The organism is Thalassospira povalilytica (assembly GCF_002844235.1).
GTDB lineage: Bacteria > Pseudomonadota > Alphaproteobacteria > Rhodospirillales > Thalassospiraceae > Thalassospira > Thalassospira povalilytica.
Window position 1 is genome coordinate 362,641 of the sequence record NZ_PGTS01000002.1, and the last position, 24,224, is coordinate 386,864.

At 53.7% G+C, this 24,224-nt stretch carries 23 protein-coding genes; 10 read left to right on the forward strand and 13 right to left on the reverse strand.

Annotation, left to right across the window (positions count from 1 at the left end):
• Positions 1-69: 69 nt before the first annotated feature.
• Complete coding sequence (locus CU041_RS05940; protein WP_212733771.1) at positions 70-549, forward strand: hypothetical protein; 480 nt, start codon at positions 70-72, stop codon at positions 547-549.
• 81 nt (positions 550-630) lie between these two features.
• Here the strand turns inward: CU041_RS05940 and CU041_RS05945 are convergent, their stop codons facing one another.
• From CU041_RS05945 to CU041_RS05955, 3 genes are all read right to left on the reverse strand, one after another.
• Positions 631-873: an Lrp/AsnC ligand binding domain-containing protein gene (locus CU041_RS05945; protein WP_033069566.1), complete on the reverse strand. Its 243-nt coding sequence runs from the start codon at positions 871-873 to the stop codon at positions 631-633.
• 107 nt (positions 874-980) lie between these two features.
• Positions 981-1,931 (reverse strand): carbohydrate kinase family protein, encoded by a 951-nt coding sequence (locus CU041_RS05950; protein WP_228195381.1) that lies wholly within the window; start codon positions 1,929-1,931, stop codon positions 981-983.
• A 145-nt stretch (positions 1,932-2,076) separates the two neighbouring features.
• The gene (locus CU041_RS05955; protein ID WP_101246128.1) at positions 2,077-3,672 is read right to left on the reverse strand and encodes a bifunctional metallophosphatase/5'-nucleotidase; all 1,596 of its coding nucleotides are present in this window, start codon (positions 3,670-3,672) and stop codon (positions 2,077-2,079) included.
• 617 nt (positions 3,673-4,289) lie between these two features.
• On the opposite strand from CU041_RS05955, the gene CU041_RS05960 reads away from it, so the two are divergent.
• The 7 genes from CU041_RS05960 (at position 4,290) to deoA (ending at position 11,758) form a co-directional block, all read left to right on the forward strand.
• The gene (locus tag CU041_RS05960) at positions 4,290-5,285 is read left to right on the forward strand and encodes a BMP family lipoprotein (RefSeq protein WP_068519222.1); all 996 of its coding nucleotides are present in this window, start codon (positions 4,290-4,292) and stop codon (positions 5,283-5,285) included.
• A 42-nt stretch (positions 5,286-5,327) separates the two neighbouring features.
• A complete protein-coding gene (locus tag CU041_RS05965; RefSeq protein ID WP_101246129.1) occupies positions 5,328-6,911 on the forward strand; it encodes an ABC transporter ATP-binding protein in 1,584 nt (527 codons plus the stop codon).
• Complete coding sequence (locus tag CU041_RS05970) at positions 6,908-8,026, forward strand: ABC transporter permease (RefSeq protein WP_068519192.1); 1,119 nt, start codon at positions 6,908-6,910, stop codon at positions 8,024-8,026. Before CU041_RS05965 ends, CU041_RS05970 begins: the two co-directional genes overlap by 4 nt.
• Positions 8,026-8,997 (forward strand): ABC transporter permease, encoded by a 972-nt coding sequence (locus tag CU041_RS05975; protein ID WP_068519191.1) that lies wholly within the window; start codon positions 8,026-8,028, stop codon positions 8,995-8,997. Before CU041_RS05970 ends, CU041_RS05975 begins: the two co-directional genes overlap by 1 nt.
• A 143-nt stretch (positions 8,998-9,140) precedes the next feature.
• Positions 9,141-9,554, forward strand: a complete 414-nt coding sequence (locus CU041_RS05980; RefSeq protein ID WP_101246130.1) for a cytidine deaminase — start codon at positions 9,141-9,143, stop codon at positions 9,552-9,554.
• A complete protein-coding gene (locus CU041_RS05985) occupies positions 9,551-10,357 on the forward strand; it encodes a purine-nucleoside phosphorylase (protein ID WP_068519190.1) in 807 nt (268 codons plus the stop codon). Before CU041_RS05980 ends, CU041_RS05985 begins: the two co-directional genes overlap by 4 nt.
• Positions 10,358-10,417: 60 nt before the next feature.
• Complete coding sequence (gene deoA, locus CU041_RS05990; RefSeq protein WP_101246131.1) at positions 10,418-11,758, forward strand: thymidine phosphorylase; 1,341 nt, start codon at positions 10,418-10,420, stop codon at positions 11,756-11,758.
• Positions 11,759-11,812: 54 nt separating this feature from the next.
• Here deoA and CU041_RS05995 read toward each other — a convergent pair whose 3' ends face one another.
• The 6 genes from CU041_RS05995 to CU041_RS06020 form a co-directional block, all read right to left on the reverse strand.
• Positions 11,813-13,414: a GMC family oxidoreductase gene (locus CU041_RS05995; RefSeq protein ID WP_101246132.1), complete on the reverse strand. Its 1,602-nt coding sequence runs from the start codon at positions 13,412-13,414 to the stop codon at positions 11,813-11,815.
• Positions 13,415-13,426: 12 nt separating this feature from the next.
• Positions 13,427-14,398 (reverse strand): branched-chain amino acid ABC transporter permease, encoded by a 972-nt coding sequence (locus CU041_RS06000; protein WP_233433048.1) that lies wholly within the window; start codon positions 14,396-14,398, stop codon positions 13,427-13,429.
• 16 nt (positions 14,399-14,414) lie between these two features.
• Positions 14,415-15,296, reverse strand: coding sequence for a branched-chain amino acid ABC transporter permease (locus CU041_RS06005; protein WP_197460836.1), 882 nt, complete (start codon positions 15,294-15,296; stop codon positions 14,415-14,417).
• 10 nt (positions 15,297-15,306) lie between these two features.
• Complete coding sequence (locus CU041_RS06010) at positions 15,307-16,014, reverse strand: ABC transporter ATP-binding protein (protein WP_101246134.1); 708 nt, start codon at positions 16,012-16,014, stop codon at positions 15,307-15,309.
• Positions 16,007-16,750, reverse strand: coding sequence for an ABC transporter ATP-binding protein (locus tag CU041_RS06015; RefSeq protein WP_324788806.1), 744 nt, complete (start codon positions 16,748-16,750; stop codon positions 16,007-16,009). The genes CU041_RS06010 and CU041_RS06015 overlap by 8 nt, the downstream gene beginning before the upstream one ends.
• 64 nt (positions 16,751-16,814) lie before the next feature.
• Complete coding sequence (locus CU041_RS06020; RefSeq protein ID WP_101246136.1) at positions 16,815-18,023, reverse strand: ABC transporter substrate-binding protein; 1,209 nt, start codon at positions 18,021-18,023, stop codon at positions 16,815-16,817.
• A gap of 252 nt (positions 18,024-18,275) precedes the next feature.
• Between CU041_RS06020 and CU041_RS06025 the strand changes: the two genes are divergently transcribed.
• Together CU041_RS06025 and CU041_RS06030 are read left to right on the forward strand one after the other, a co-directional pair.
• Positions 18,276-19,190 carry a LysR family transcriptional regulator gene (locus CU041_RS06025; protein ID WP_101246137.1) on the forward strand — a complete coding sequence of 305 codons (915 nt, stop codon included), beginning with the start codon at positions 18,276-18,278 and terminating at the stop codon, positions 19,188-19,190.
• Between the two features lie 138 nt (positions 19,191-19,328).
• Positions 19,329-20,093, forward strand: coding sequence for a DeoR/GlpR family DNA-binding transcription regulator (locus CU041_RS06030; RefSeq protein WP_068519181.1), 765 nt, complete (start codon positions 19,329-19,331; stop codon positions 20,091-20,093).
• 63 nt (positions 20,094-20,156) lie between these two features.
• Here the strand turns inward: CU041_RS06030 and CU041_RS06035 are convergent, their stop codons facing one another.
• From CU041_RS06035 to CU041_RS06050, 4 genes are all read right to left on the reverse strand, one after another.
• Entirely contained in the window at positions 20,157-20,975 is an 819-nt protein-coding gene (locus CU041_RS06035) for an ABC transporter ATP-binding protein (protein ID WP_101246138.1), read from the reverse strand.
• A 135-nt stretch (positions 20,976-21,110) separates the two neighbouring features.
• Positions 21,111-21,896, reverse strand: a complete 786-nt coding sequence (locus CU041_RS06040) for an amino acid ABC transporter ATP-binding protein (RefSeq protein WP_068519179.1) — start codon at positions 21,894-21,896, stop codon at positions 21,111-21,113.
• A 17-nt stretch (positions 21,897-21,913) separates the two neighbouring features.
• Positions 21,914-23,017, reverse strand: coding sequence for an amino acid ABC transporter permease (locus CU041_RS06045; RefSeq protein WP_101246139.1), 1,104 nt, complete (start codon positions 23,015-23,017; stop codon positions 21,914-21,916).
• A gap of 1 nt (position 23,018) precedes the next feature.
• On the reverse strand, positions 23,019-24,215 hold the full coding sequence (locus CU041_RS06050) for an amino acid ABC transporter permease (RefSeq protein ID WP_068519177.1): 1,197 nt from the start codon (positions 24,213-24,215) through the stop codon (positions 23,019-23,021).
• Positions 24,216-24,224 lie beyond the last annotated feature (9 nt).

Genomic DNA, 24,224 nt, shown 5'->3' on the forward strand with positions numbered 1-24,224 from the left:
TGGATCTCGTAATCGGGGCCGCAAACAATATCTTTTGATAAACAAAGTGCTACAGTGATTGAGGGTGAAATGTCTGAACAGCGCCATATCCCGGGGTTTGCCGCGATCGTATCGATTGCAGTGATTGCGATCCTCTTGCCGGTTTCGATGGCCCAATCACATACGGCAGCCGGTCTGCATCTGCATGAACCTGTCGAAATTGCACAGGGTGGCGGCGTTTTCTCGGACGAAGAACGTCAGATCATTCGCGAAGTGCTTGATATCGCAACAGGCGAAGACAGTGATCGCAACAATGGTTCCAAAGGTGGCAAAGGCGATAAAGGAAAAGGCAACAAGGGCCTTCCGCCAGGCATTGCGATGAAGCTTGAGCGGGGCGGTACGTTGCCGCCGGGCATTGCAAAGCGTGATTTGCCAGCGAACCTTGAATCAAAATTGCCAAATCGCACGGATGGCGCAGTCCGCCAGATTATCGGTGATGACGTGGTTCTGATTGAGCGGGGAACCAACCTTATTCTTGATATTATCCGCGACGTGGTACGTAACCGGTAGGTCGTCAAATCAGAAAAAAAACGCGGCGAATAATGTCGCCGCGCACGTCGTTTTGGCCTTGTTGATCCGGGATCAGATCAATCAGGTGAAGGCATTGAAGGTAATGATGGTCTGGGTGTCCTTGATGTTGGGCAGCTTGTGGATCTGTTCATTCACATAGCGCCCGATATCCTGTTCGTCTTCGACATAGACCTTGACCAGAAGTTCAAACGGGCCGGAGATCGAATAGACTTCCGACACACCTTCGACTTCTTCCACAAGGTCTGCGGCCACGTCATAGGCTTTGCCAAGTTCACATTTTACGAAAATGAAGAACGGATGCATCGGAACGGCTCCAGTTTGAATTTGAATTTCAGACAAGCTACCCGGCTTGGACGGACCTTGCAATCACCTAGCAGCGATCACGCGGGCATCCCCGAAACGGACAGCCCCTAAAGAGATGTTTTACGTGCCTGCGCAGCCCGGCTTGAAACCGCGTCCTGTGTCAGGTTCCAGACCGTCGTGCCGTCGGTTTCCGCAGTCAGGCTTGCCATGGCAAGGCCTGACGCAATCGCGGCATCAAAGCTGGTGCCCGGTTTGGCATAGGATGCCAGAAACCCGGAATAGAAGGCATCACCCGCACCATTCACATCACGCACCCGGGTCGGAAGCGGCGACCAGAAAGACGTTTCAAGTCCGGTTGAGGAAACAACACCGGTCGCGCCAAGGGTGATAATAACATCGGGGACACCTTTGCCTCGCAAAAGTTCAATGGCGGTTTTGGCCTGGCTTTTGTCGTTGATTTCAATGCCGGTCAGAATTTGTGCTTCGGCGCGGTTGGTAATCAACAGATCAAGCTTGCCCAACACATCCTTGAAACGCACCGCCTTGCTTGGGGAGACAGTGGCAGCACACATCTTTGCCGTGCCCTTGTTTTCAGCCAGCCAGGCAATGGTTTGCGCCGGCAGGTTGGCATCAATCAACCACCATGGCCATGCCTGAAAATTCGAAAGATGCGGTGCCAGACGGTCAATCGTCAGAAGGTCATACACCTCGGCATCCATCATGCCCATCGCGAGTTCACCGGTTTCATCGAGAACCGCGGTGTAGCCCGCTGTATGCTTGCCTTCGAGCTTGATCATCCGTCGCGTATCAATGCCAAGATCGGCAAGGGCTGCGATAACCTGTTCACCATCACCGTCATCACCAACCGCGCCAAGCATCGCAACATTGTTGCCAAGCAATCGCAAATGAACGGCGATGTTGCGGGCAACGCCACCGGGCTTGCGATGCAGGGTGCGAACCGGGTTCGACGCAGCCGGAATATAATGGCCGGTACATTGCAGGGTACGGTCAAAATGAGCCGCGCCAAAGCAAAGGATATTGGCAGTCGGAGTGATCACGTTATGTCGCTCTTTGTGTGGGCATGTCACGATTGGTGACTGTCATAAGCTGCGACAGGTTGCCAAGGCAAGAAAAACAAAAAGGGCGACCCGTGTCGGCCGCCCTTTGCATTCACGATGTGTATTCCCGATCAGATGAAGCAGTTTACTTCATGATGATGCGGTCTTTGGCCATCGGGGTCATTGGCGAATTCATCCCGATATAGTCGGCGACGGCCTGTTCAAGGTTCGGGCCGAAGTCATAAACGTCGGTGGCATTGTCACGGAACAGGGCATAACCATCGCCGCCATTGCGCATGAAGTCATTGGAAACAACGCCGTATGTCTTGTTCATGTCAATCGGAACGAAGGTGTCACCTTCGGCGACCATGACATTTGAAACGCGCGACCCGACTGGCTGCGACAGGTCGAGATCAAATTTAAGACCGGCCACCTGCGGGAACTGGCCTTTATCCTCGTCAACTTTGGAAACGCCGTGTTCAAGGGATGCAACAACGTCCTTGCCCGACAGCTTGAATGTTGCCAGCGCATTCTGGAACGGCAAAACGGTCAGCACTTCACCCATGGTGACCGTGCCCTCATCGATGCTGGCGCGGATACCGCCCCCATTCTGAATGGCAATCTGATAACCGTCACCGGCCTTCCAAAGCATGGCGTCCGCCACAAGGGAACCCATTGAACATTCCATATGGCGGCATGTTTCACGCGACCCGTCCGCAGCCGTGGTAAAGCTGCCGACTTCGATGTTGCGAACGGCATCGACCTTCTGGCTGGCCTCGGCAATGACTGCCAGAACATCTTCGGCGGGCTTGACGCTGGCATCAAGGGCGATCGGGTTGCCGGACCAGGCAGTCGCAACACCGTTATCGTCAAAGGTTACATTCAACTCGCCAAGATAGCGGCTATATGCATAGGCCTGCACGACCAGAACAGGTTTGCCGTCCGGTGCGGTTTCAACAACCGGGTAGGGGTAGTTGGCCTTTTCATCGGTGTTTGAAAACAGCTGGTTGTCGTGACCGCCGACAATGACGTCAATGCCACTGACAGCGCGTGCGAGTTCAAAATCCTTGTAGGATCCCGAATGGCTCATGACGATGATTTTATTGACACCTTTAAGGCGCAGACGCGCAACGGAATAGCGCAGGGCCATTTCGGAATCTGTGATGGCGACCTTGTCACCCGGGCTTGAGATATCCGGTGTTTCTTCGGTCGTGATGCCGATCAGACCGATTTTTTCGCCGCCAAGTTCGATAATGGTATCGGGTGCGATTTCATCTTTGAGGCTGGATGCCGCGGTCGGGTGGACGTTGGCCGACAGCACCGGAATTTTGCTGGCTTTGATGAAAGCTTCGAGAACTTCGGGGCCGTCGTCAAATTCGTGGTTGCCGATGGTCATGGCGTCATAGCCGGCCATTTCCATCAGCTGTGCAGTCAGTTTGCCTTTGTAGGTCGAATAGTAAAGTGATCCCTGGAACTGGTCGCCGCCATCAAGGGCCAGCACATTGCCGCCCTGGGCCTTGGCATCGCGGATGGCCGTGGCAAGACGGGCATATCCGCCAAAGCATTTGCCTTCGGCATCGTCTTCGGCCTTACAGGTATTGTTGTATTTGGTTACCGATTCAACGCGATCATGGACGTCGTTGGTGTGAAGAATGCGCAAGTCGTAATCCGCCAACGCGCTTCCTGCACCAAGGGTCAGCATGGTGCAGGCCGACAGCAATCCTGCAATCTTATGTTTCATTACTATTCTCCAGCAAATAGGCACCTTTCCTGTCCCTCACGGGAAAGGGTGCTACGACAGATCAAAGATATCGGGAGTAAAGCGTTCCCCAACACGGGATGGTAGCACCAAATTCATAGGGACGGTATGCCCGGTTGATTACGGCGCTGTGAAAGTTTGATCATCGCGCAATGTGAATGGCCCCAAATATCGCCGTTTTGTAGAATCGGGCGGACCGCAAATCGGGTAGGGGAAGGCGATTTTGCAAAAAATTCACAGTCGGGATTATTAAGACTGGCAAGAAAATATGTTTCGCAGAAATTCGCCAGATGAATTGGCGGTTGGATCATAAAACTAAGGGAAACCCCGCAGAAACCGGATTGAGGGGTTGATTTGGTTCCGCCGAATTTTGACCGGCTGGACAGCTTTTGTCTTTCCCTTGCATGGTCTGCTATTTACAGGGCACTATATTTTGTAGTTACCATACGCGTTCGCACCATAAACATGCGGACAGCTAAGGTTGAGGGACCGTAGTCGTCCCGATATGGTGTGATCATGTGTTTTCGATGAGGGAGTTCCCCCGGTTAAGGGCACCGGCGGGAAGAATAATCAGAATTCAAGCAATGAAGGGCATCGGAATGAAAAAGCTTCTGACCTCGGTGGTCGCGGCTGTCGCCTGCTATGCGGGTGTCGCTTCGGCTGCAGAAATCAAACCGGCAGTGGTCTATGACCTGGGTGGCCGTTTTGACCGTTCGTTTAACCAGGGCGCATATAACGGCGCAGAAAAATACAAAGAAGACACCGGTACCGAGTATCGTGACTTCGAAATCCAGAACGATTCCCAGCGCGAACAGGCAATGCGGAACTTTGCACGTCGCGGCATGAACCCGATCGTTGCTATTGGTTTCTCGCAGGCATCCGCGCTTGAAAAAGTTGCCAAAGAATTCCCGGACACCAAGTTCACCATCGTTGACATGGTTGTCGATCTTCCGAACGTTCAGTCCGTCGTGTTCAAGGAACATGAAGGTTCGTTCCTGGTTGGTGTTCTTGCCGCAATGGCATCTGAAACCCACAAGGTCGGCTTTGTTGGCGGTATGGACATTCCGCTGATCCGCAAATTTGCCTGCGGTTATGTTCAGGGCGTCAAATACGCCGATCCGAGCGCAGAAGTTTTCCAGAACATGACCGGCACCACCGGTGCGGCCTGGAACGACCCGGTAAAGGGTGGCGAACTGGCCAAGTCGCAGTTTGACCGTGGCGCTGATGTTGTTTACCACGCTGCTGGTGGTACGGGCGTTGGTGTTCTTCAGGCGGCTGCTGATGCCGGCAAACTGGGTATTGGCGTTGACTCCAACCAGAATGCCCTGCATCCGGGTTCGGTTCTGACATCGATGCTCAAGCGCGTTGACGTTGCTGTTTACGAAGCATTCGCTGCTGCGGCCGGTGACAACTGGCAGCCGGGGCTGACCATTCTGGGTCTGGCCGAAGGTGGTGTTGACTGGGCTCTTGATGAAAACAACGAGAAGCTCATTACCGCTGAAATGAAAGATGCCGTTGCCAAGGCGAAGGAAGCAATCACTTCCGGCAGCCTTGAAGTTCATGACTACATGAGCGACAGCGCCTGCCCGCAATAAGGCAGTCTTGAAGCAAACCGGGGATTTGTAGTGTCGGATACGATGCATCAAATGCACGGCACCGGGGAAACCGGTGCCGTGCAACCCGCTATTGAACTGCGTGGCATTGACAAGCGGTTCGGAGCGGTACACGCGAACAAGGAAATCGATCTTAAGGTCGATAAAGGAACGATCCACGGTATCGTGGGTGAGAATGGCGCAGGCAAATCGACCCTGATGAGCATTCTGTACGGCTTTTATCAGGCCGATGCGGGAACCATCCATGTCGACGGCAAATTGTGCGATATCAAAGGTTCCGAAGATGCCATCGCCGCAGGGATTGGCATGGTCCATCAGCATTTCATGCTGGTCGAGACATTTTCGGTTCTTGAAAACGTAATTCTCGGTGTTGAAGGTGGTGCAGTTCTGCGCGACGGTGTTGACCGTGCCCGCGAAGAACTTCATCGTCTTGAGCGTGAATATTCGCTCGACATTGACCCGGATGCCATTGTCGGCGATCTGTCGGTCGGTCTTCAGCAGCGTGTTGAAATTCTAAAGGCTCTGTTCCGCGGGGCCGAAATCCTGATTTTGGACGAACCGACCGGGGTTCTGACCCCGCAAGAAGCAGACCATCTGTTCCGTATTCTTGAAACCCTCAAAGAGCAGGGCAAGACGGTTGTTCTGATTACGCACAAGCTGCGTGAAATCATGGCTGCAACGGACAATGTTTCTGTCATGCGCCAGGGGGCGATGGTTGCCCATCGCAAAACCGCCGATACCAGTCCGGAAGAACTTTCCGAATTAATGGTCGGTCGCAAGGTGTTGCTGCGTCTGGAAAAAGAACAGGCACAGCCCAAAGATACCGTTCTTAAGGTCGAAAACCTTTGCGTGGAAAATGCCCAGGGCGTGCGCAAGGTCAAGAATGCCAGCTTTGACATTCGTGCGGGTGAAATCGTCGGCATTGCCGGGGTTTCCGGCAATGGTCAGAGCGAGCTGCTTGAAGCACTTGGCGGCATTCGTGCGGCCAGCGAAGGCGTTGTTGAACTTAACGGTCAGGATGTCACGCCGGGCAAGGGTGTTGATGCCGCCGAATTGCGCCGTCGCGGTGTGGCGCATGTGCCAGAAGATCGCCATCGCATGGCAATGGTAACCGCGTTCTCGGCCAAAGAAGCAGCGATTTTGGGCTACGAGGATGATCCGGCCTATCAGAAGGGTGTGTTCCTTGATTGGCATGCGATTTCCGATGCGACCGCAAAGATGATGTCGGAATTTGACGTGCGCCCGGATAATCCGGACCTTAAGGCTGCCAATTTTTCCGGTGGTAACCAGCAGAAGCTTGTTCTGGCGCGCGAAATCATGCGCGACCCGGAATTGCTTTTGGTCGGGCAGCCGACCCGTGGTGTCGATATCGGGGCCATCGAATTCATCCATAAACGAATTGTCGCCATGCGGGACGCGGGCAAAGCCGTTCTGCTGGTGTCCGTGGAGCTTGACGAAATCATGTCGCTTGCCGACCGTATTCTGGTGATGTGCGATGGCGCGATCATCGGCGAAGTTGCTGCATCTGATGCGAATGAACGTGTGCTTGGTCTAATGATGGCCGGTGTTGATCCGAGCGAAGCCAAAGCCGTGGAGGGACAGTCATGAGTACGACCGTCCAGTTGCCGCGTTGGATTGATGTGGGGGCATTGCCGCTCCTCAACCTTTTGCTGGCGCTTGTTGTTTCGGGTCTTGTGGTTCTTGCGATTGGCGAGAACCCGGCAGAAGTGGTGGAAATCCTGCTTTATGGCGCGTTCGGCTATGAAGAAGCATGGGGCTACACCCTTTATTACACCACGAACTTTATCTTTACCGGGCTTGCCTTTGCGGTCGCATTCCATTGCGGGCTGTTCAATATCGGTGCCGAAGGCCAGGCTTATGTCGGTGGTCTTGGGGTGACGCTTGCCGCCCTGTATCTTGATTTCCTGCCTTTTCCGATCATGCTTGTGGTCGGAATGCTTGCAGCGATGATCTTTGGTGCGGCCTGGGCCTATATCCCGGCCTATTTGCAGGCCCGCCGCGGATCGCACATCGTGATCACCACGATCATGTTCAACTTCATCGCATCATCGCTGATGGTATATTTGCTGGTGAATGTGTTGCGTCCCGAAGGATCAATGACCCCGGAAAGCGAACAGATCGCCGAAAATCTGCGTTTGCCCTTCATCCATGACATTGCAGGCGCGCTCGGGATCGAGATGGCGTCAAGCCCGCTTAACCTGTCCTTTGTCTATGCGATCTTGGCCAGTGTTATGGTCTGGCTGTTCATCTGGCATACCCGTTGGGGATATGCGATCAGAACGGTGGGTGCCAATGCGGTTGCCGCGACCTATGCCGGGATTGAGCCGGGCCGGTTTATCATTATTGCGATGATGATTTCAGGCGCGCTTGCATCCTTTATGGCGCTAAACGAGATCATGGGGGTTCAGCACCGTCTGCTGATCGACTTTACCGCCGGTTACGGTTTTGTCGGGATTGCTGTGGCGCTGATGGGGCGCAACCATCCGTTCGGTATCTTCCTGGCCGCGTTGCTGTTTGGCATGCTGTATCAGGGCGGGGCGGAGCTTTCGTTTGAAATTCCAACCATTTCCAATGACATGGTGGTGGTTATTCAGGGCCTGGTGATCCTGTTTACCGGGGCGATGGAACATATGTTCCGTCCGCGCGTGACCAAGATGTACACCGCGTGGCGCTTGCGCCGTGACGCGCAGGAGGCCGTGTGATGGAAAATTTCGAACTCGTCATTCTGTTGCTTGATGCGACGCTTCGTACATCAACACCCCTTATCCTTGCGGCACTTGCCGGCATGTTTTCCGAACGTTCGGGGACCATCAATCTGGCCCTTGAAGGCATGATGCTTGGCGGGGCGTTCTCGGCGGCGGCTGTGGCCTTTTACATGGATGATCCGTGGATCGGTCTTCTGGCCGCAATTGCCACCACTATCGGGTTGTCATTGCTTCATGGTTTTGCCTGTATCACCCATAAGGGCAACCAGGTCGTATCAGGCATGGCGATCAATATCCTGATGTCGGGTTTGACGGCATTGGTCGGGATTGCCCTGTTTGCACAAGGCGGCAAAACGCCGGCACTTGACAAAGCAGCCCGTTTTCAGCCGATCACCTTGCCCGGTGCCGAGGCCGTCAAGGATGTTCCGATCATCGGTCCGATCTATTTCGAGCTTCTAAGCGGGCATAACATTCTGGTCTATATCGCGTTTCTTGCCGTGCCGGCAGCATGGTGGGTGATGTATCGCACGCGATTTGGTCTGCGCCTGCGGGCAGTTGGGGAAAACCCGGGTGCGGTTGATACAGCAGGTATCGGCGTGGTGGCCATGCGCTATCGTGCAGTGATTTGCAGTGGTGTGCTTGTCGGCATGTCGGGCGCGTATCTTTCGACTGCGCAGGGGGCGTCATTCCTTCAGGACATGACAGCAGGCAAAGGCTATATCGCGCTTGCTGCCATGGTGTTTGGCAAGTGGCGTCCGTTCCCGGCACTTGCGGCCTGTTTGCTGTTTGGTTTCCTCGATGCGGCAGCAACCCGCTTGCAGGGTGTTGTTCTTCCGGTGATTGGCGAAGTCCCGGTTCAGCTTGTGCAGGCGTTGCCCTATGTGCTGACGGTGATTTTGCTGGCCGGCTTTATCGGACGGGCCATTCCGCCAAAGGCGCTTGGCCGTCCGTATGTGAAGGAACGCTAAGTCTGATCCGGTCCGGTTGCGCAACATAGGCGGCCGGACCGGACTTTCTTGCGATTTCCGCTGCAAGAATTTTAATCATGACTACATGTCAACCGATACTGTCCCGTTCGGGGCGGTGTGAAATTTCAAACAGGATTACGTAAATGGGCGAGATGAAAAAGGCACCGCGCGATCTGATTGACGCTGCATTGGCGGCGCGCGACAAGGCCTATGCGCCTTATTCAAAATTTCATGTCGGTGCCGCATTGCGTACAGCCGAGGGCAAAGTCATTGCTGGCTGCAATGTTGAAAATGCAGCCTATCCCGAAGGCGTCTGTGCCGAAGCCGGGGCGATTTCGGCAATGGTCTTGGCGGGCGAAACAAAGTTCGACGAGATCGTGGTTGTTGGTCTTGGCGATGTTGCTTGCACACCTTGTGGTGGCTGCCGCCAGAAAATTCGCGAATTTACCGGTTCTGATGCAACGATCTTTATCATCAATGATGCCGGTGAAACGCTGTTGACCTTGTCGCGTGAAGAACTGATTCCACATTCCTTTGGTCCGGAGAACCTCAAATGAGCAACGTAAAAGCTGCATTGGACGTGATCGCCGCAAAGGCACCCGGCTTCAAGGCCGAGGTGGCATTGGTACTTGGAAGTGGTCTTGGCGGGGTTGTTGATGCCGTCAGCGAAGCAATCCGCATTTCCTATGAAGATTTGCCCGGTTTTCCGCGCCCGACCGTTGTCGGACATGGCGGGACGCTGGTCCTTGGCCGGATTGGTGGTGTTTCGGTCGCGGTGATGCAGGGACGGGCGCATTATTACGAACATGGTCGTTCCGATTTGATGGCAGAACCGCTTGAAACCATGCGGGAACTGGGGGCAGAACGCCTTATTCTGACCAATGCCGCCGGATCGTTGCTGCCCGAAGCCGTTCCGGGCAGTCTGATGCTGATTACCGATCATATCAGCCTGTTTGGGCCGAACCCGCTGATTGGTTATCACGGGAATGACCGCTTTGTCGGCATGGATGTGCCTTATGATCCGGAAATCGGTTCGGGTCTTCATGACACGGCGGCCAAACTGGGGATCAAGCTGTTTGAAGGCACCTATTGCTGGTGCACGGGGCCAAGCTTTGAAACCCCGGCTGAAATCCGCGCGCTCAAGACCCTTGGGGCGGATGCGGTCGGGATGTCGACCGTTCCGGAAAACATTCTTGCGCGTCGCCTTGGCTTCAAGGTTGCAGCAATTTCAAATATCACAAACCTTGCCGCGGGCATGAGCGCAACACCGCTGAGCCACGAGCAGACACTTGAAATGTCCAAAACAGGATCTGCCAATCTTATCAAGATCTTGCTTCAATATTTTTCAGGTGCTGCCTAAACGCGGCCAAGACCGGAAAACGGTCTGAGACAGTAACGACAAGCGCGCAGGAGACAGCAGATGCTGCCGCAGGAAATTATTCGCCGCAAACGCGAAGGCGAAGTTCTTACAGACGCAGAAATTGCCTTTTTCGTCAAAGGCATCACCGATGACAGCATTAGCGAGGGACAGGTTGCGGCCCTTGCCATGGCGGTGTTTTTCAATGGCATGACCATGGACGAACGTGCCGCACTTACCCGCAATATGCGTGACAGTGGCACCGTCCTTGACTGGAAGGCGCTCGGACTTGACGGACCGGTGGTTGACAAACATTCGACCGGTGGGGTCGGTGACAAGGTCAGCCTGATGCTGGGGCCGATTGTCGGGGCATGTGGTGCATTTGTTCCGATGATTTCGGGCCGTGGACTTGGTCACACGGGTGGAACACTTGATAAATTTGATTCCATCCCCGGATACCGCACCACGCCGACCCTTGAAGAATTCGCCAAAGTGACCCGTGAGGTCGGGTGTGCGATCATTGGTCAGACGTCGGACCTTGCGCCGGCAGATAAACGTTTTTATGGCATCCGCGACGTAACGGCGACGGTCGAAAGCATTCCGCTGATTACGGCATCCATCCTGTCAAAGAAACTCGCCGCCGGGCTTGATTCGCTGGTGATGGATGTGAAGTTCGGGTCGGGTGCGTTCATGAATGAATATGATCGCGCGCGTGAACTGGCGCAAAGCATCACCGAAGTTGCCACCCGCAATGGTGTGCCGACAGTCGCCCTGTTGACTGATATGGAACAGGTTTTGGGCGATACGGTTGGCAATGCGCTTGAAATGGTTGAGGCGATCGATTTCCTGACCGGTAAGCATCAGGAACAGCGTGTCTATGATGTGACCATGGCGTTGGCGGCCGAAATGCTGGCGGTCAGTGGTGTTGCCACCGATGTGTCCGAAGGTCTGCGTCAGGCGACAGACGCGCTTGAAAGCGGCAAGGCGGCCGAGGTCTTTGGCAAAATGGTTGCCAGCCTGGGCGGTCCGAACGACTTTGTCGAAAAACATGCCAACTATCTTGAAGCGGCCCCGATGACCAATGCCGTCACCGCGGCCAAGACCGGTCGCGTCTTGTCGATGGATGCCCGCAAGGTTGGTCTGGCACTTGTCGCGCTTAAGGGCGGGCGGACGCGTGCCGATCAGAAGATTGATTTCGCCGTCGGCTTTACCGATTTCATCAAGGTCGGCCAGCCGGTTTCAGCAGAAACGCCCCTGTGTGTCGCGCATACCCGGGATCAGGCGCAACTGGACGAGGCGACCGCATTGCTGCGTGAAGCCATCGTGATTGGCGATGGTGACGTTGCCCCGACCGGGTCGGAACCCGCGGTGCGCGAACGCATTGTGGCCAGCCTTAAGGGCTAAAACATCAGGGCATGATCTGTGAAAAAGGAAAGCCGGGGATTACCCCGGCTTTTTTTATTGTGTTGCAGATGCCTTGATCATCGCGGCGGCCTTTTCCGCGATCATGATGGTTGGCGAATTTGTGTTGCCTGACACGATGGTCGGCATGATTGACGCATCGGCAATGCGCAAACCGTCAAGACCGCGCAGTCGCAATTCCGGATCAACAACCGATGCCGGATCCGCCCCCATCCGACATGTACCCACCGGATGGAAAATGGTCGTGCCGATATCACCGGCGGCACGTATCAGGTCTTCTTCGCTATCATAGGCGGGGCCGGGTTTGAATTCTTCGGGGGCATAGGGAGACAGTGCCGGCTGGCTTGCAATTTTGCGCGTCAGGCGGATGGAATCTGCGGCGACCTTTTTATCGGCATCCGCGGACAGGTAATTTGGCGCAATGGCAGGCTGCTCGGTGTGATCCGGACTGGTGATATGGATGCTGCCCCGGCTTTGCGGGCGAAGATTGCAGACACTGGCAGTAAAGGCCGGGAACGGGTGAACCGGTTCGCCGAATTTCTCAAGCGACAGCGGCTGCACATGATATTGCAAATTGGGCGTTTCAAACGAGGCGTCAGACCGCGTGAAAATGCCCAGCTGGCTTGGCGCCATCGACATCGGGCCGGACTGGTTGAACAGATATTCCAGCGCGATGCTTGCCTTGCCAAACAGGCTGCTGGCCTTTTCATTCAGGGTTCGAATGCCGCTTACCTTGAATGCGCAGCGCAATTGCAGGTGATCCTGAAGGTTTTCACCGACCTGCGGGCTGTCGACAGCCTGTTCAATGCCATATTGCTGAAGAATGTCACCACGCCCGATCCCGGAAAGTTCAAGAATTTGCGGGGACCCGACAGAGCCGGCAGACAGAACGGTTTCGCGATTGGCATAGACCGTTTCGATATTGCCGCCGCGTTCATATTCAACACCGGTGACACGTCCATCAGCAATGATCAGCCGACGGACATGGGCGTTGGTTCGGACTTCAAGGTTTTTACGATCAAGGGCAGGGCGCAAAAACGCCTTTGATGTGTTCCAGCGAATACCGCGTTTCTGGTTCACATCGAAATAGGATGATCCTTCGTTGGTGCCACGATTGAAGTCGGGAACCTTGGGAATGCCGGCCTGTTCGGCAGCATCCTGAAAGGCTTCGAGGATTTCCCAGCGCACGCGAGCCTGTTCGACCCGCCATTCGCCGCCTTCGCCGTGCAATTCGTCAGCACCGCGGTAATAATCTTCGGATTTCTTGAAAAAGGGCAGCACATCGTCCCAGCCCCAATTTGAACAACCCGATTGACGCCACTGGTCATAATCATTGGCCTGACCGCGCATATAGATCATGCCATTGATCGATGAACAGCCGCCCAGAACCTTGCCGCGCGGATAGCCAAGCGATCGGCCGTTCAACCCCGGTTCGCGGACGGTGTTGAAACACCAGTCCACGTTCGGGTTGCCAATGCAGTAAAGGTAGCCGACCGGGATGTGAATCCAGGGATTGCGATCCTTGCCGCCAGCTTCAAGCAACAGGATGCTTGCATCAGCCATCTCCGAAAGACGGTTTGCCAATGTGCACCCGGCCGATCCTGCTCCGATAATGATGTAGTCGAATTTTTGCTCCATGCGCCTGATACTCTATTTGGGGGATTTCAGGCCCAGCTTTACAGCCAGGTTTGACGCATTAAATTCGCCGACAATCCCGCGACGGAACAATAATACGCAGACGATGAAAATAAGGCCGGTCAGAACGGTGACCGGGAAGCCTGTGGTCGAGAGGTAGTTTTGGACTGTTACCACAAAGGCCGCGCCAAAAATCGGGCCAAATATGGTACCAATTCCACCCAGCAATGTCATAAGGATCACTTCACCCGACATCTGCCAGGCAACATCGGTCAGGGTGGCAAACTGGAAAACCAATGCCTTAAGACCACCAGCCAGACCGGCAAGTGCGGCAGACATTACAAAGGCACCCAGTTTGTAAAGATTGACCGAATAACCAAGCGAAATTGCACGATTTTCATTTTCCCGAATGGAACGAAGTATCATGCCAAACGGGGAATGAACGATCCGCCAGACGGCAAAAACGCCAAGAACGAAGACGCCAAGAACAAAGAAATACATGTTCAGGGGCTCGTTAAGATCGATGAAGCGAAGAAGATGTCCGCGCGGAACCCCTTGAAGCCCGTCTTCACCTTTGGTGAATTCAGCCTGAAGGCAGAAGAAGAAGAACATTTGCGACAATGCCAGGGTGATCATGGCGAAATAGATACCTTGGCGGCGAATGGCGAAGAATCCGATCACCAGACCCATGACAGCGGCACCGGCCACACCAAGCAGAATTCCGGCTTCCGGCGAAAAGCCCCATTCCTTGACCGCATGTGCAGTGAAATAGACGGCACCACCAAAGAAGGCGGCATGGCCAAAGGAAAGAAGCCCCGTAAAGCCCAGCAGAAGGTTAAAGGCGCTGGCAAACAGTGCAAAGCACAACACCTTCATCAGGAAAACCGGATACAACACGAAGGGCGCAAATATCAGCGCGATCAGCAGTGCGATGATAAGCGCAATCTGGACGCGGTTTGCAGTCTGATTGCGTGTTTCGGAGGTCATACTAATTTCAGTCATATCAAGCATCCCGACCAAACAGACCCGCAGGCCGGATCAACAGTACAATGGCCATGATCACAAAGATCACGATGTTGGAGGCTTCCGGATAGAATACTTTGGTCAGGCCTTCCAGAATGCCGAGCATATAGCCCGTAACAATCGCCCCCATGATAGATCCCATGCCGCCGACAACAACGATGGCAAAAACCACAATAATAAGGTTTGAGCCCATCAGCGGGCTGACCTGATAGATCGGGGCTGCCATGATGCCGGCAAGTGCCGCCAGCCCGGCGCCAAGCCCGTAGGTCAGCGTCAGCAGGAACGGGACATTGATGCCGAAAGATTGCACAAGCGTCGGGTTTTCGGTTGCGGCACGCAAATAGGAACCAAGCTTTGTCTTCTCGATCAACAGCCAGGTACCGATACAAACGATCAGCGAAGCAACAACAACCCAACCGCGGTAAATCGGCAAATACATGAAGCCAAGATTGACCCCGCCCGACAGCAATTCGGGTGTCTCGTAGGGTTGGCCGGATGTTCCATAGAAATAGCGGAAGCTGCCTTCTATCACCAGTGCAAGGCCAAACGTAAACAGCAGACCGTACAAATGATCCAGGTTGTAGAGACGGCGCAAAGCAAACCGTTCAATGACGATCCCGGTCAAGCCAACAATCACCGGCGCCAGCAAAAGGGCAAACCAGTAATTGACGCCGACCCATGACAGCAGAAGAAAACCTGCGAAAGCGCCCATCATGTATTGTGCGCCATGCGCGAAATTGATGACACGCAAAAGGCCAAAAATAATCGCCAGCCCAAGACTGAGCATGGCATAGAACGAACCATTGATCAGGCCGATCAGAAGCTGACCGAGAAACGCCTGAATTGGGATACCAAAAATCATAATCACGGCGTCATACTCCCAGAACTTCGTGCAGGGTTTCCATTTTCGCGGGCAGTTCCGCCAAATCAAAACCGTCTGTCACTTTCCCGTGATCCATAACGTAGAAGCGGTCGGCAATCTTGCTTGCAAAACGGAAGTTCTGTTCAACGAGCAAAATGGTCATGCCACGTGCTTTTAGGGTTTGCAGCACTTCTCCGATGCGTTGAACAATTACCGGTGCGAGACCTTCGGTCGGTTCATCAAGCAGCAGCATCTTGACGCCGGTACGCAGCATGCGTGCCATGGCAAGCATCTGTTGTTCACCACCGGAAAGCTTGGTTCCCTGACTGTTACGTCTTTCCTTAAGGTTCGGAAAAAGCTGATAGATTTCCTCTACCGTCATTCCGGTATCGGAAACGACAGGGGGCAACATAAGATTTTCCTCAACACTGAGAGTCGAGAAAATTCCCCGTTCTTCCGGGACAAAGCCAATACCCACCCGTGCAGTATGATGAAGCGGGCGGTTCATAAGGTCGGTACCGTCAAAGCTGATGGTGCCGGTACGTTTGCGCAGAATGCCGACGATTGAACGCAAGGTGGTTGTCTTACCCATACCGTTGCGACCCAGTATCGTGACGGTTTCGCCTTCACGGACTTCCAGATTTACACCATGCAGGATGTGACTTTCATCGTACCAGGCATTGAGATCCCGAACGGAGAGAAGAGTTTTATCAGTCATGGTCCGTCCCCATGTAGGCGATCTTGACTTGCTCGTCATTGCTTACGGTGGCGTAGTCGCCCTCTGCCAGAATTTCACCGCGTTGCAGGACGGTGATGTGGTCACACAGGTCAGACACAACATTCAGGTTATGCTCGACCATCAGGACGGCCCGCGTTTTTGCAACATCTCTTATGAGTTCTGCGACCATTCCGACATCTTCGCCGCCCATACCGGCCATTGGTTCGTCAAGAAGGAGAACCTTCGGATCAAGTGCCAGCGTGGTCGCGATTTCAAGCACACGCTTGCGTCCATAGGACAGGTCCGCGGCAAGACTGTTGCACTGATTTTGCAAACCGACCGAGGTCAGAAGTTCCATCGCCCGATCATTTAGAACATCGAGTTTGGACAAAGGCAGCCAGAACTGTGTCGACAAATTACCCGGACGCTGAAGGGCGACGCGTATATTTTCCAGTACCGTCAAATGAGGGAAAATTGCCGAAATCTGGAAAGATCGCACCAATCCCATACGCGCGACGCGCGCAGGCGCGGTCTTGGTAATGTCCTGGCCAAGCAGGGTGATCTTGCCGCTGGTCGGCTGCAGGAATTTTGTCAGAAGATTGAATACGGTGGTTTTGCCTGCGCCATTTGGTCCAATCAGCGCATGCACTTTGGCGTGATGAACGTCGATATTGACGTTGTTGACCGCAGTAAAGCCGCCAAAATCGCGACGAAGGTCACGAGCGGAAAGAACCACTCGTGACTTTGTCTCGTTTTGCTGGCTACCGGGTTTCGTGTGAAATTCGGTTGCCGTCATGGTCTTATTTCGATGCCAGGCTGCAACCGCTTTCGGCCGGATCGATGAAGGCCTTGTTGCCAGGAACGGTATCAAGGATGTTGTAGTAGTCCCAGTCGCCCGTCATTTGTTCTGGCGATTTTACTTCCATCAGATACATGTCGTAAATCATGCGGCCGTTGGCGCCGACCTTGCCATTGTTGGCAAAAACGTCATTGACCGGCATTTCATGCAGGGCCTTGGCGACAGCTTCGGTTTCGTCAGTGCCGGTTTTATCAATGGCCTTGAGATACTGAAGAACTGCCGAATAGGTGCCAGCCTGAATCATGTTTGGCATACGACCCGTGCGGTCAAAGAAGCGTTTGCCAAATTCGCGGGTTTCGTCATTACGATCCCAATAGAAACCCTCAGTCAGGGTCAGACCCTGGGATGCCTTGGCACCCAGACCATGGACTTCTGCAAGCGTAAAGAGCAAGGCAGCCAGTCGCTGGCCGCTCTGTACGATACCGAATTCCGATGCCTGTTTGATCGCGTTGGCGGTATCAAGACCAGCATTGGCAAGGCCAATAACTTTTGCCCCGGATGCCTGTGCCTGAAGCAGGAAGGAGGAATAGTCGTTCGTTCCAAGAGGATGACGGACTGAACCCGATACGGTGCCGCCGCTTTCCTTTACAAAGTTACCGGTCTGTTCTTCGAGTGAATAGCCAAACGCGTAATCGGCAGTAAGAAAGAACCAGCTGTCTCCACCGTTATTGACCAGTGCGCCGCCGGTGCCAACAGCAAGTGCGTGCGTGTCATATGCCCAGTGGAAACCGTACGGGGAACATTGTTCGCCTGTCAGTGCCGTAGTTGCCGCACCGGTAACGATATCGATCTTTTTCTTTTCTTTTGAAATGCCTTGCACGGCAAGTGCGACCGAAGACGTCGTCAATTCCATGATGGCATCAACTTGGTCCTGATCATACCATTGACGTGCAATGTTGGCCGCAACATCAGGCTTGTTCTGATGGTCAGCTGTAATGACTTCAACCGGCTTTCCCTGAACGGTGCCGCCGAAATCTTCAACGGCCATTTTGGCTGCTTCGAATGACCAGACACCGCCGAAGTCGGCATAGACGCCCGACTGATCATTGAGAATGCCGATCTTGACGACGTCATCTGAAATCTCGGCATGGGCGGGCAGTGCAGCGGCTGCTGCCATAATTGCAACCGATGCAATCGTGAACTTCTTCATCTAGATTCCTCCCTGATGGAATGAAGTATCCGTCGTCAAGAATGCGACAACGGACTGTAGGACGTTGTTTGACTGCACATTTTTGTTATGGGTGGACGCAAGTGAAATGTGTCAGTCAAGTATCTGAATTATTGGTAGTTTTTGTTAGTTTGATTTGGTTATTCAGAACTTTGAATTACGATAACATTGACCAAAACACCTTCAAATATATAATTTTGGACAATGATTGTACAAAAATGAACAGGTCGGTGGATGCGTCAATTCTCCTGGGATGATTTGCAGTATTTTCTCGCAGTTGCACAAGAAGGCAAGCTGTCTGCGGCGGCACGCCGGTTGCGCACCAGCCACGTAACGGTTGCCCGGCGCATTGACCGCCTTGAAGAAGGTATCGGCGCCAAATTGTTTCAACGAAGCGGAACGGGCTATACCCTGACTTTCATGGGGGAAAAGCTGATGGAGCCGGCCCGGGCGATGTCGATTGAAGCCGACAAGATGCTTGGTGTCGTCGGCGAGGGTACAATACCGCTAAGCGGGGTGATCCGGCTAAGTGTTCCGGAAGGATTCGGGAGTTTCTTCATCGCAGACAGGCTTCCGCACTTCGCGTCGCAACATCCGAACCTGACCATTGAAATGGTCAATATTCAGCAAATTGTTTCTCTTTCCCGGCGCGAAGCGGACATTTCGATTTCGCTTAATACGCCAAAGGCGGGGGCATACTATTTTGAAAAGATCTGCAGCTATATACTCTATATCTATGCATCCAAGGATTACCTGAAACAGCACGGCAAAATCGAACGAAGATCGGATTTGGCGAAGCATCCTTTTATTGGCTATATCGAAGACATGATCTTTACACCCGAACTGAACTATTTGGGTGAGATCGTCCCCGGATTGCGGCCGTCCTATCAAACGTCAAGCGTGTTTGCGCAGGCCAAGGCGTGTCGTGCGGGGTACGGGTTATGTGTCCTGCCATATTATATGGGCAACATGTTTGATGATATTGTTGCGGTGATGCCCCACAGCATTCCAATCCATCGGGACTATTTTCTGGTGTGTCACAATGACGTAATTGACGCTGCGCGTATTCGACCACTCATTGATTTTATTCGGGCTGAAACAGCAAAATCGAATGACTGGTTTGCCGGTTTCCCCAGCCAATTTGTTTAACCGATTGCCCTGTACTTGAAAAATTGCGACTGAATTTGCACAACTGCGCTTGCAAGACAGGAAAATTCACCGCATTTTGATCGGTAACGAAAATTTGCCCGCCAATATGAAAATCAGAAAATATCAGGAGAGAACGGCATGGGAAAACTGGATCGGCGGCGTCGTGAGATACTCGAACTTGTGGCGTCCAACAGCTTTATGACGATTGATTCCCTTGCCGAACATTTTTCCGTAACCCCGCAAACCATCCGTCGAGACATCAACGAGATGGCCGAAGAGGGGCTGATTGCGCGTTATCACGGTGGCGCGGCAAGCGTGTCCACGACCGAGAATACGGCCTACCAGGACCGTCAGGTTCTCAATCTTGGCAGTAAACGCGAAATTGCGAAACTGGTTGCCGAACATATTCCCGAAGGTGCATCGCTCTTTATCAATATCGGCACCACCAACGAGGAAGTGGCCCATGCGCTTTCGGGTCATAAAAGCCTTAAAATCATCACCAACAATCTGCATGTCGCGGAAATTTGTGCCGCTAATCAGGGGTTTGAGGTAATCATTGCCGGCGGTGTTGTGCGCCAGCGTGACTTTGGCGTGATCGGTGAGGCAACGATAGACTTCATCAACCAGTTCAAGGTCGATTACGCCATTATCGGCATTTCCGGTGTGGATGAAGACGGCAGTTTGATGGATTTCGATTATCGGGAAGTGCGGGTTGCCCGCGCGATCATTTCCAATGCGCGTCAGACATTCCTGTGTACCGATGCCTCGAAATTCGGGCGGCGCGCCATGGTACGTCTGGGGCACCTATCCGAAATTGATGCCCTGTTTACCGATCGTCATCCCGGGCCAATCTGGTCGGACGTGATCCGTGAAGCCGATGTGTCGGTCTATACCGCTAACTGATCAAGAGTAATAATTGCGGCCGGTCTGAGCGGTGCGTGATTTGGCGTGAGGCAAGGAACGGGATCAGGCGAAGATGCCGTCTTCGCGTTTGCCGGTCCGCATGGTGATCGGGCCTTGCGATGAACCATCTAGCATCTGGGTCAGATGGGCGTTGTGGGCATCGTCAATATCGTCCGTCTTGCCGGACCAATAGACTTTGCCATCATGCATCATCATCAGGTTTTGATACCGGGTGCGGGCGATTTGCATATCGTTGGTGATCGAAATGACGGTGGTGCCGCGCTGTGTCGCGATCTTTGAAATCATCAGTTCGATATGGTTCGACAAAACCGGATCCAGCCCCGCAGTCGGATTATCAAGCAACAGAAGTTCCGGATCGGTTGAGATTGCGCGCGCAATTCCGACGCGCTTTTGCATGCCACCCGACAGATCGCTTGGTGTCAGTTCCGCACTTTCTTGGGCCAGCCCGACAAGTCCAAGCAGTTCGACAGCCCGTTCTTTGGCGGCCTTGCGGCTAAGTGTGCCCAGTTCAATCTGACGAAAACAGATATTTTCCCAGACCGTCAGGCTGTCAAACAGGGCGTTTTGCTGAAACAGCATGCCGATCTTTGCCGCCCATTTCGGACGTTCGGGGGCGTTGGTATCGCTGACATCATCCTGATCAAGGTAAATGGTACCTTCATCGGCACCATAAATGCCCACCAGGCATTTCATCAAAACACTTTTCCCGGCCGCGGACGGCCCGATAATCGCCAGTGTTTCGCCCCGCGAAAGGGTCAGATCGACATTGTTGACGGCAACCACAGACCCGAAGCGTTTGGTAAGTTTTTTAACGGCAACAAAGGCCGTGCTGTCCGAATGAGAAGATGCAGCTTGGGTCATTGAAATTCCGGTTGTGATCCAGTTTGCGCAGAGTTTCGGCAATTGGCGGGCAGGGGGCAAGCATCAATTTCACAAAAATGAAAACGGCCCCGATCGGGGCCGTTTTGCATAAGGTCGTGAAGTCTGAAAATCCGCTTAGTGCGAAAGAATCTGGCTGAGGAACAGCTTGGTACGTTCGCTTTTCGGATTGTCGAAGAATTCATGCGGACCAGCCATTTCAATGATCTGGCCGGCATCCATAAAGATCACGCGATCGGCGACCTCTTTGGCAAAGCCCATTTCGTGGGTCACGCACAGCATGGTCATGCCTTCTTTTGCAAGTTCGACCATAACGTCGAGAACTTCCTTGACCATTTCCGGGTCAAGGGCCGAGGTCGGCTCATCAAACAGCATGATTTTCGGCTGCATGCAGAGCGAACGGGCAATGGCCACACGCTGCTGCTGGCCACCGGAAAGCTGACCCGGATATTTGTGGGCCTGCTCGGCGATGCGGACACGCTCAAGATAGTGCATGGCCAGATCATTGGCTTCTTTCTTGGGCATCTTGCGAACCCAGATCGGTGCCAGTGTCAGGTTTTCAAGCACAGTCATGTGCGGGAACAGGTTGAAGTGCTGGAACACCATGCATACTTCGCGACGAACGGCTTCGATGTTTTTGACATCGTCACCCAGAAGGATGCCATCCACGGTGATTTCGCCGGTCTGATAGGTTTCCAGACGGTTCATCGTACGGATCAGTGTCGATTTACCCGAACCCGACGGGCCACAGATAACGATACGCTCACCCTTGCGAACGGTAAGGTCAATATCCCGCAGAACGTGGAAATTGCCGTACCATTTGTTCATCTTGTTGACGACGATGACATCTTCCTCGCTCGGAGAAGGCACAGCGCCGGTAGTGGTTTCAGTTGCTACAGTCATTGTTCTTTCCTCACTCCTTACCTGCGTTCGCCTTTGCGAAGTTCTTTTTCAAGATAGGCGGAATATTTCGCCATCGAGAAACAGATCAGGAAGAAAATTGCCGCGGCGAAGGCATAACCTTCGACGTAATACTTGGTCCAGGCCGGGTCACTGCGCAGTGCCAGCTTCACGGTGCCAAGGAAGTCAAACAGGCCGATAATCACGACCAGCGTGGTATCCTTGAACATCGAGATGAAGCTGTTCACGGTTGGCGGAATAACCAGACGCAGTGCCTGCGGCAGGATGATCAGGCGCATGGACTGCCAATAGGACAGTGCAAGGCTGTCACCTGCTTCAAACTGGCCACGCGGAACGGCCTGCAATCCACCACGGAATACCTCGGCAAGGTAGGCGGCGGTAAACAGGATGATACCGATCTGTGCACGCAGCAACTTGTCGATGGTAACCCCATCAGGCAGGAACAGCGGGAACATGACCGATGCCATGAACAGAACCGTAATCAGCGGCACACCACGAATGACTTCGATATAGACCACGGACATGGTTTTGATGGCCGGCATGTGAGACTGGCGACCCAGTGCAAGAAGCAAACCGAACGGAAAGGCAAAGATCACACCGATTGATGACAGGATCAGGGTCAGCGGCAGGCCGCCCCAATAGCTGTTCTGGACATAGGTAAGACCCAGAACACCGCCCCACATCAGAATGGCAATGATCGGTACACCGATCACCCACATCGGGATAATTGCCTTGCGCAAACCGGGATACTTAACCGCGCCAAGGCTGCCGCAGATGATGCCCATCAAAATGATCATGGCCAGCAGCGGGCGCCACTGTTCATCATACGGGTAGGTGCCAAACAGGATCAGCCGCAAGTTGGCATTCACAAAGCCCCAGCAGGCACCGCTGACTTCTTTACAGCCCTCGATGGTCGGTTCCAGAGTTGCGTTGACAATGCCCCATTCAATGATCGGCGGGATCAACCACAGCAGAAAGGCGATCGCGCCAATCGTCAGGATGGAATTGAACCAGCCGTCAAACAGGTTCTTCTTCGACCAGGAAACGGCACGTTCGGCAAAGGTGCCGGTAGGAAGAGGAGGTGATTTTGCGTTATCGGACATATTACCTCTCCACCAGTGCCATTTTCTTGTTGAACCAGTTCATAAAGAGCGAGGTCAACAAGGACAAACCAAGATAGATCGACATGAAGATCGAGATGGCCTCGATCGCCTGACCTGTCTGGTTCATGGTCGTGTTGGAAACAGAAACCAGATCCGGATAACCAACCGCAACCGCAAGCGAGCTGTTTTTGGTCAGGTTCAGATACTGGTTGGTGAGCGGCGGGATCGCAACGCGCATGGATTGCGGCAGGATCACTTTGCGAAGGGCGACAGAACGCTTGATGCCAAGACTGTCGGCCGCTTCCCACTGGCCACTCGGAACAGCCTGGATACCGGAACGGACAACCTCGGCAACATAGGTCGAGGTATAGACAGTCAGGCCGATCAGAACCGCCAGGAATTCCGGCGAAATGTTATAACCGCCACGAATGTTGAAGCCTTTGAGTTCCGGCATGCTCATTTCGGTCGGTGCACCACCTGCCAGATAGGCAAGCAACACAAGACCGACAAAAATGCCAAGACCGGTCAGGAACATCGGGAATGGTTGCCCGGTTGCATCCTGACGTTTCTTCGCCCAGCGTTTGATGAAGAAGATCGCAACAAGTGCGATGATCGCGGCAATTCCCATCAGGGTATAGGCCGTATCAGCCACCGGAACCGGCATATACATGCCGCGCGACGTGAAAAGCACACCCGGAAGAGGTTCCAGCGCATCACGCGGGTGGGGGAACGCCCCGGGGATCAGCGCGTACCAGAAGAACAGCTGAAGCAGGACCGGGATGTTACGGAAGGTTTCAACGTAAACCGTTGCCAGTTTCCGTACGATCCAGTTTGACGAAAGGCGTGCGACGCCAAAAATCGTCCCAATGATCGTGCAAAGAACGATGCCAAGCACCGAGACCTTTACGGTGTTGAGAAGACCGACGACCAGTGCTGTCGCATAATTGCTTTTGGCACTGTAATCAATCATGGTCTCGCTGATCTCGAAGGATGCTTCAAGATCAAGGAACCCGTAGCCGGTAGAGATGTTCTGCTGCGCGAGGTTGTACAGGGTGTTCGACACCAGGTACCAACCAGCCAGAATGATAAGACCGATCGCGACGATCTGGTAAAGCACGGCGCGAACGTTCTCGTCATTCAGGTAATCGACGAGGCTCTTGGAGCGAACATCCCCCTGGGCATTTTGAGGCTTACTCATATGACCCTC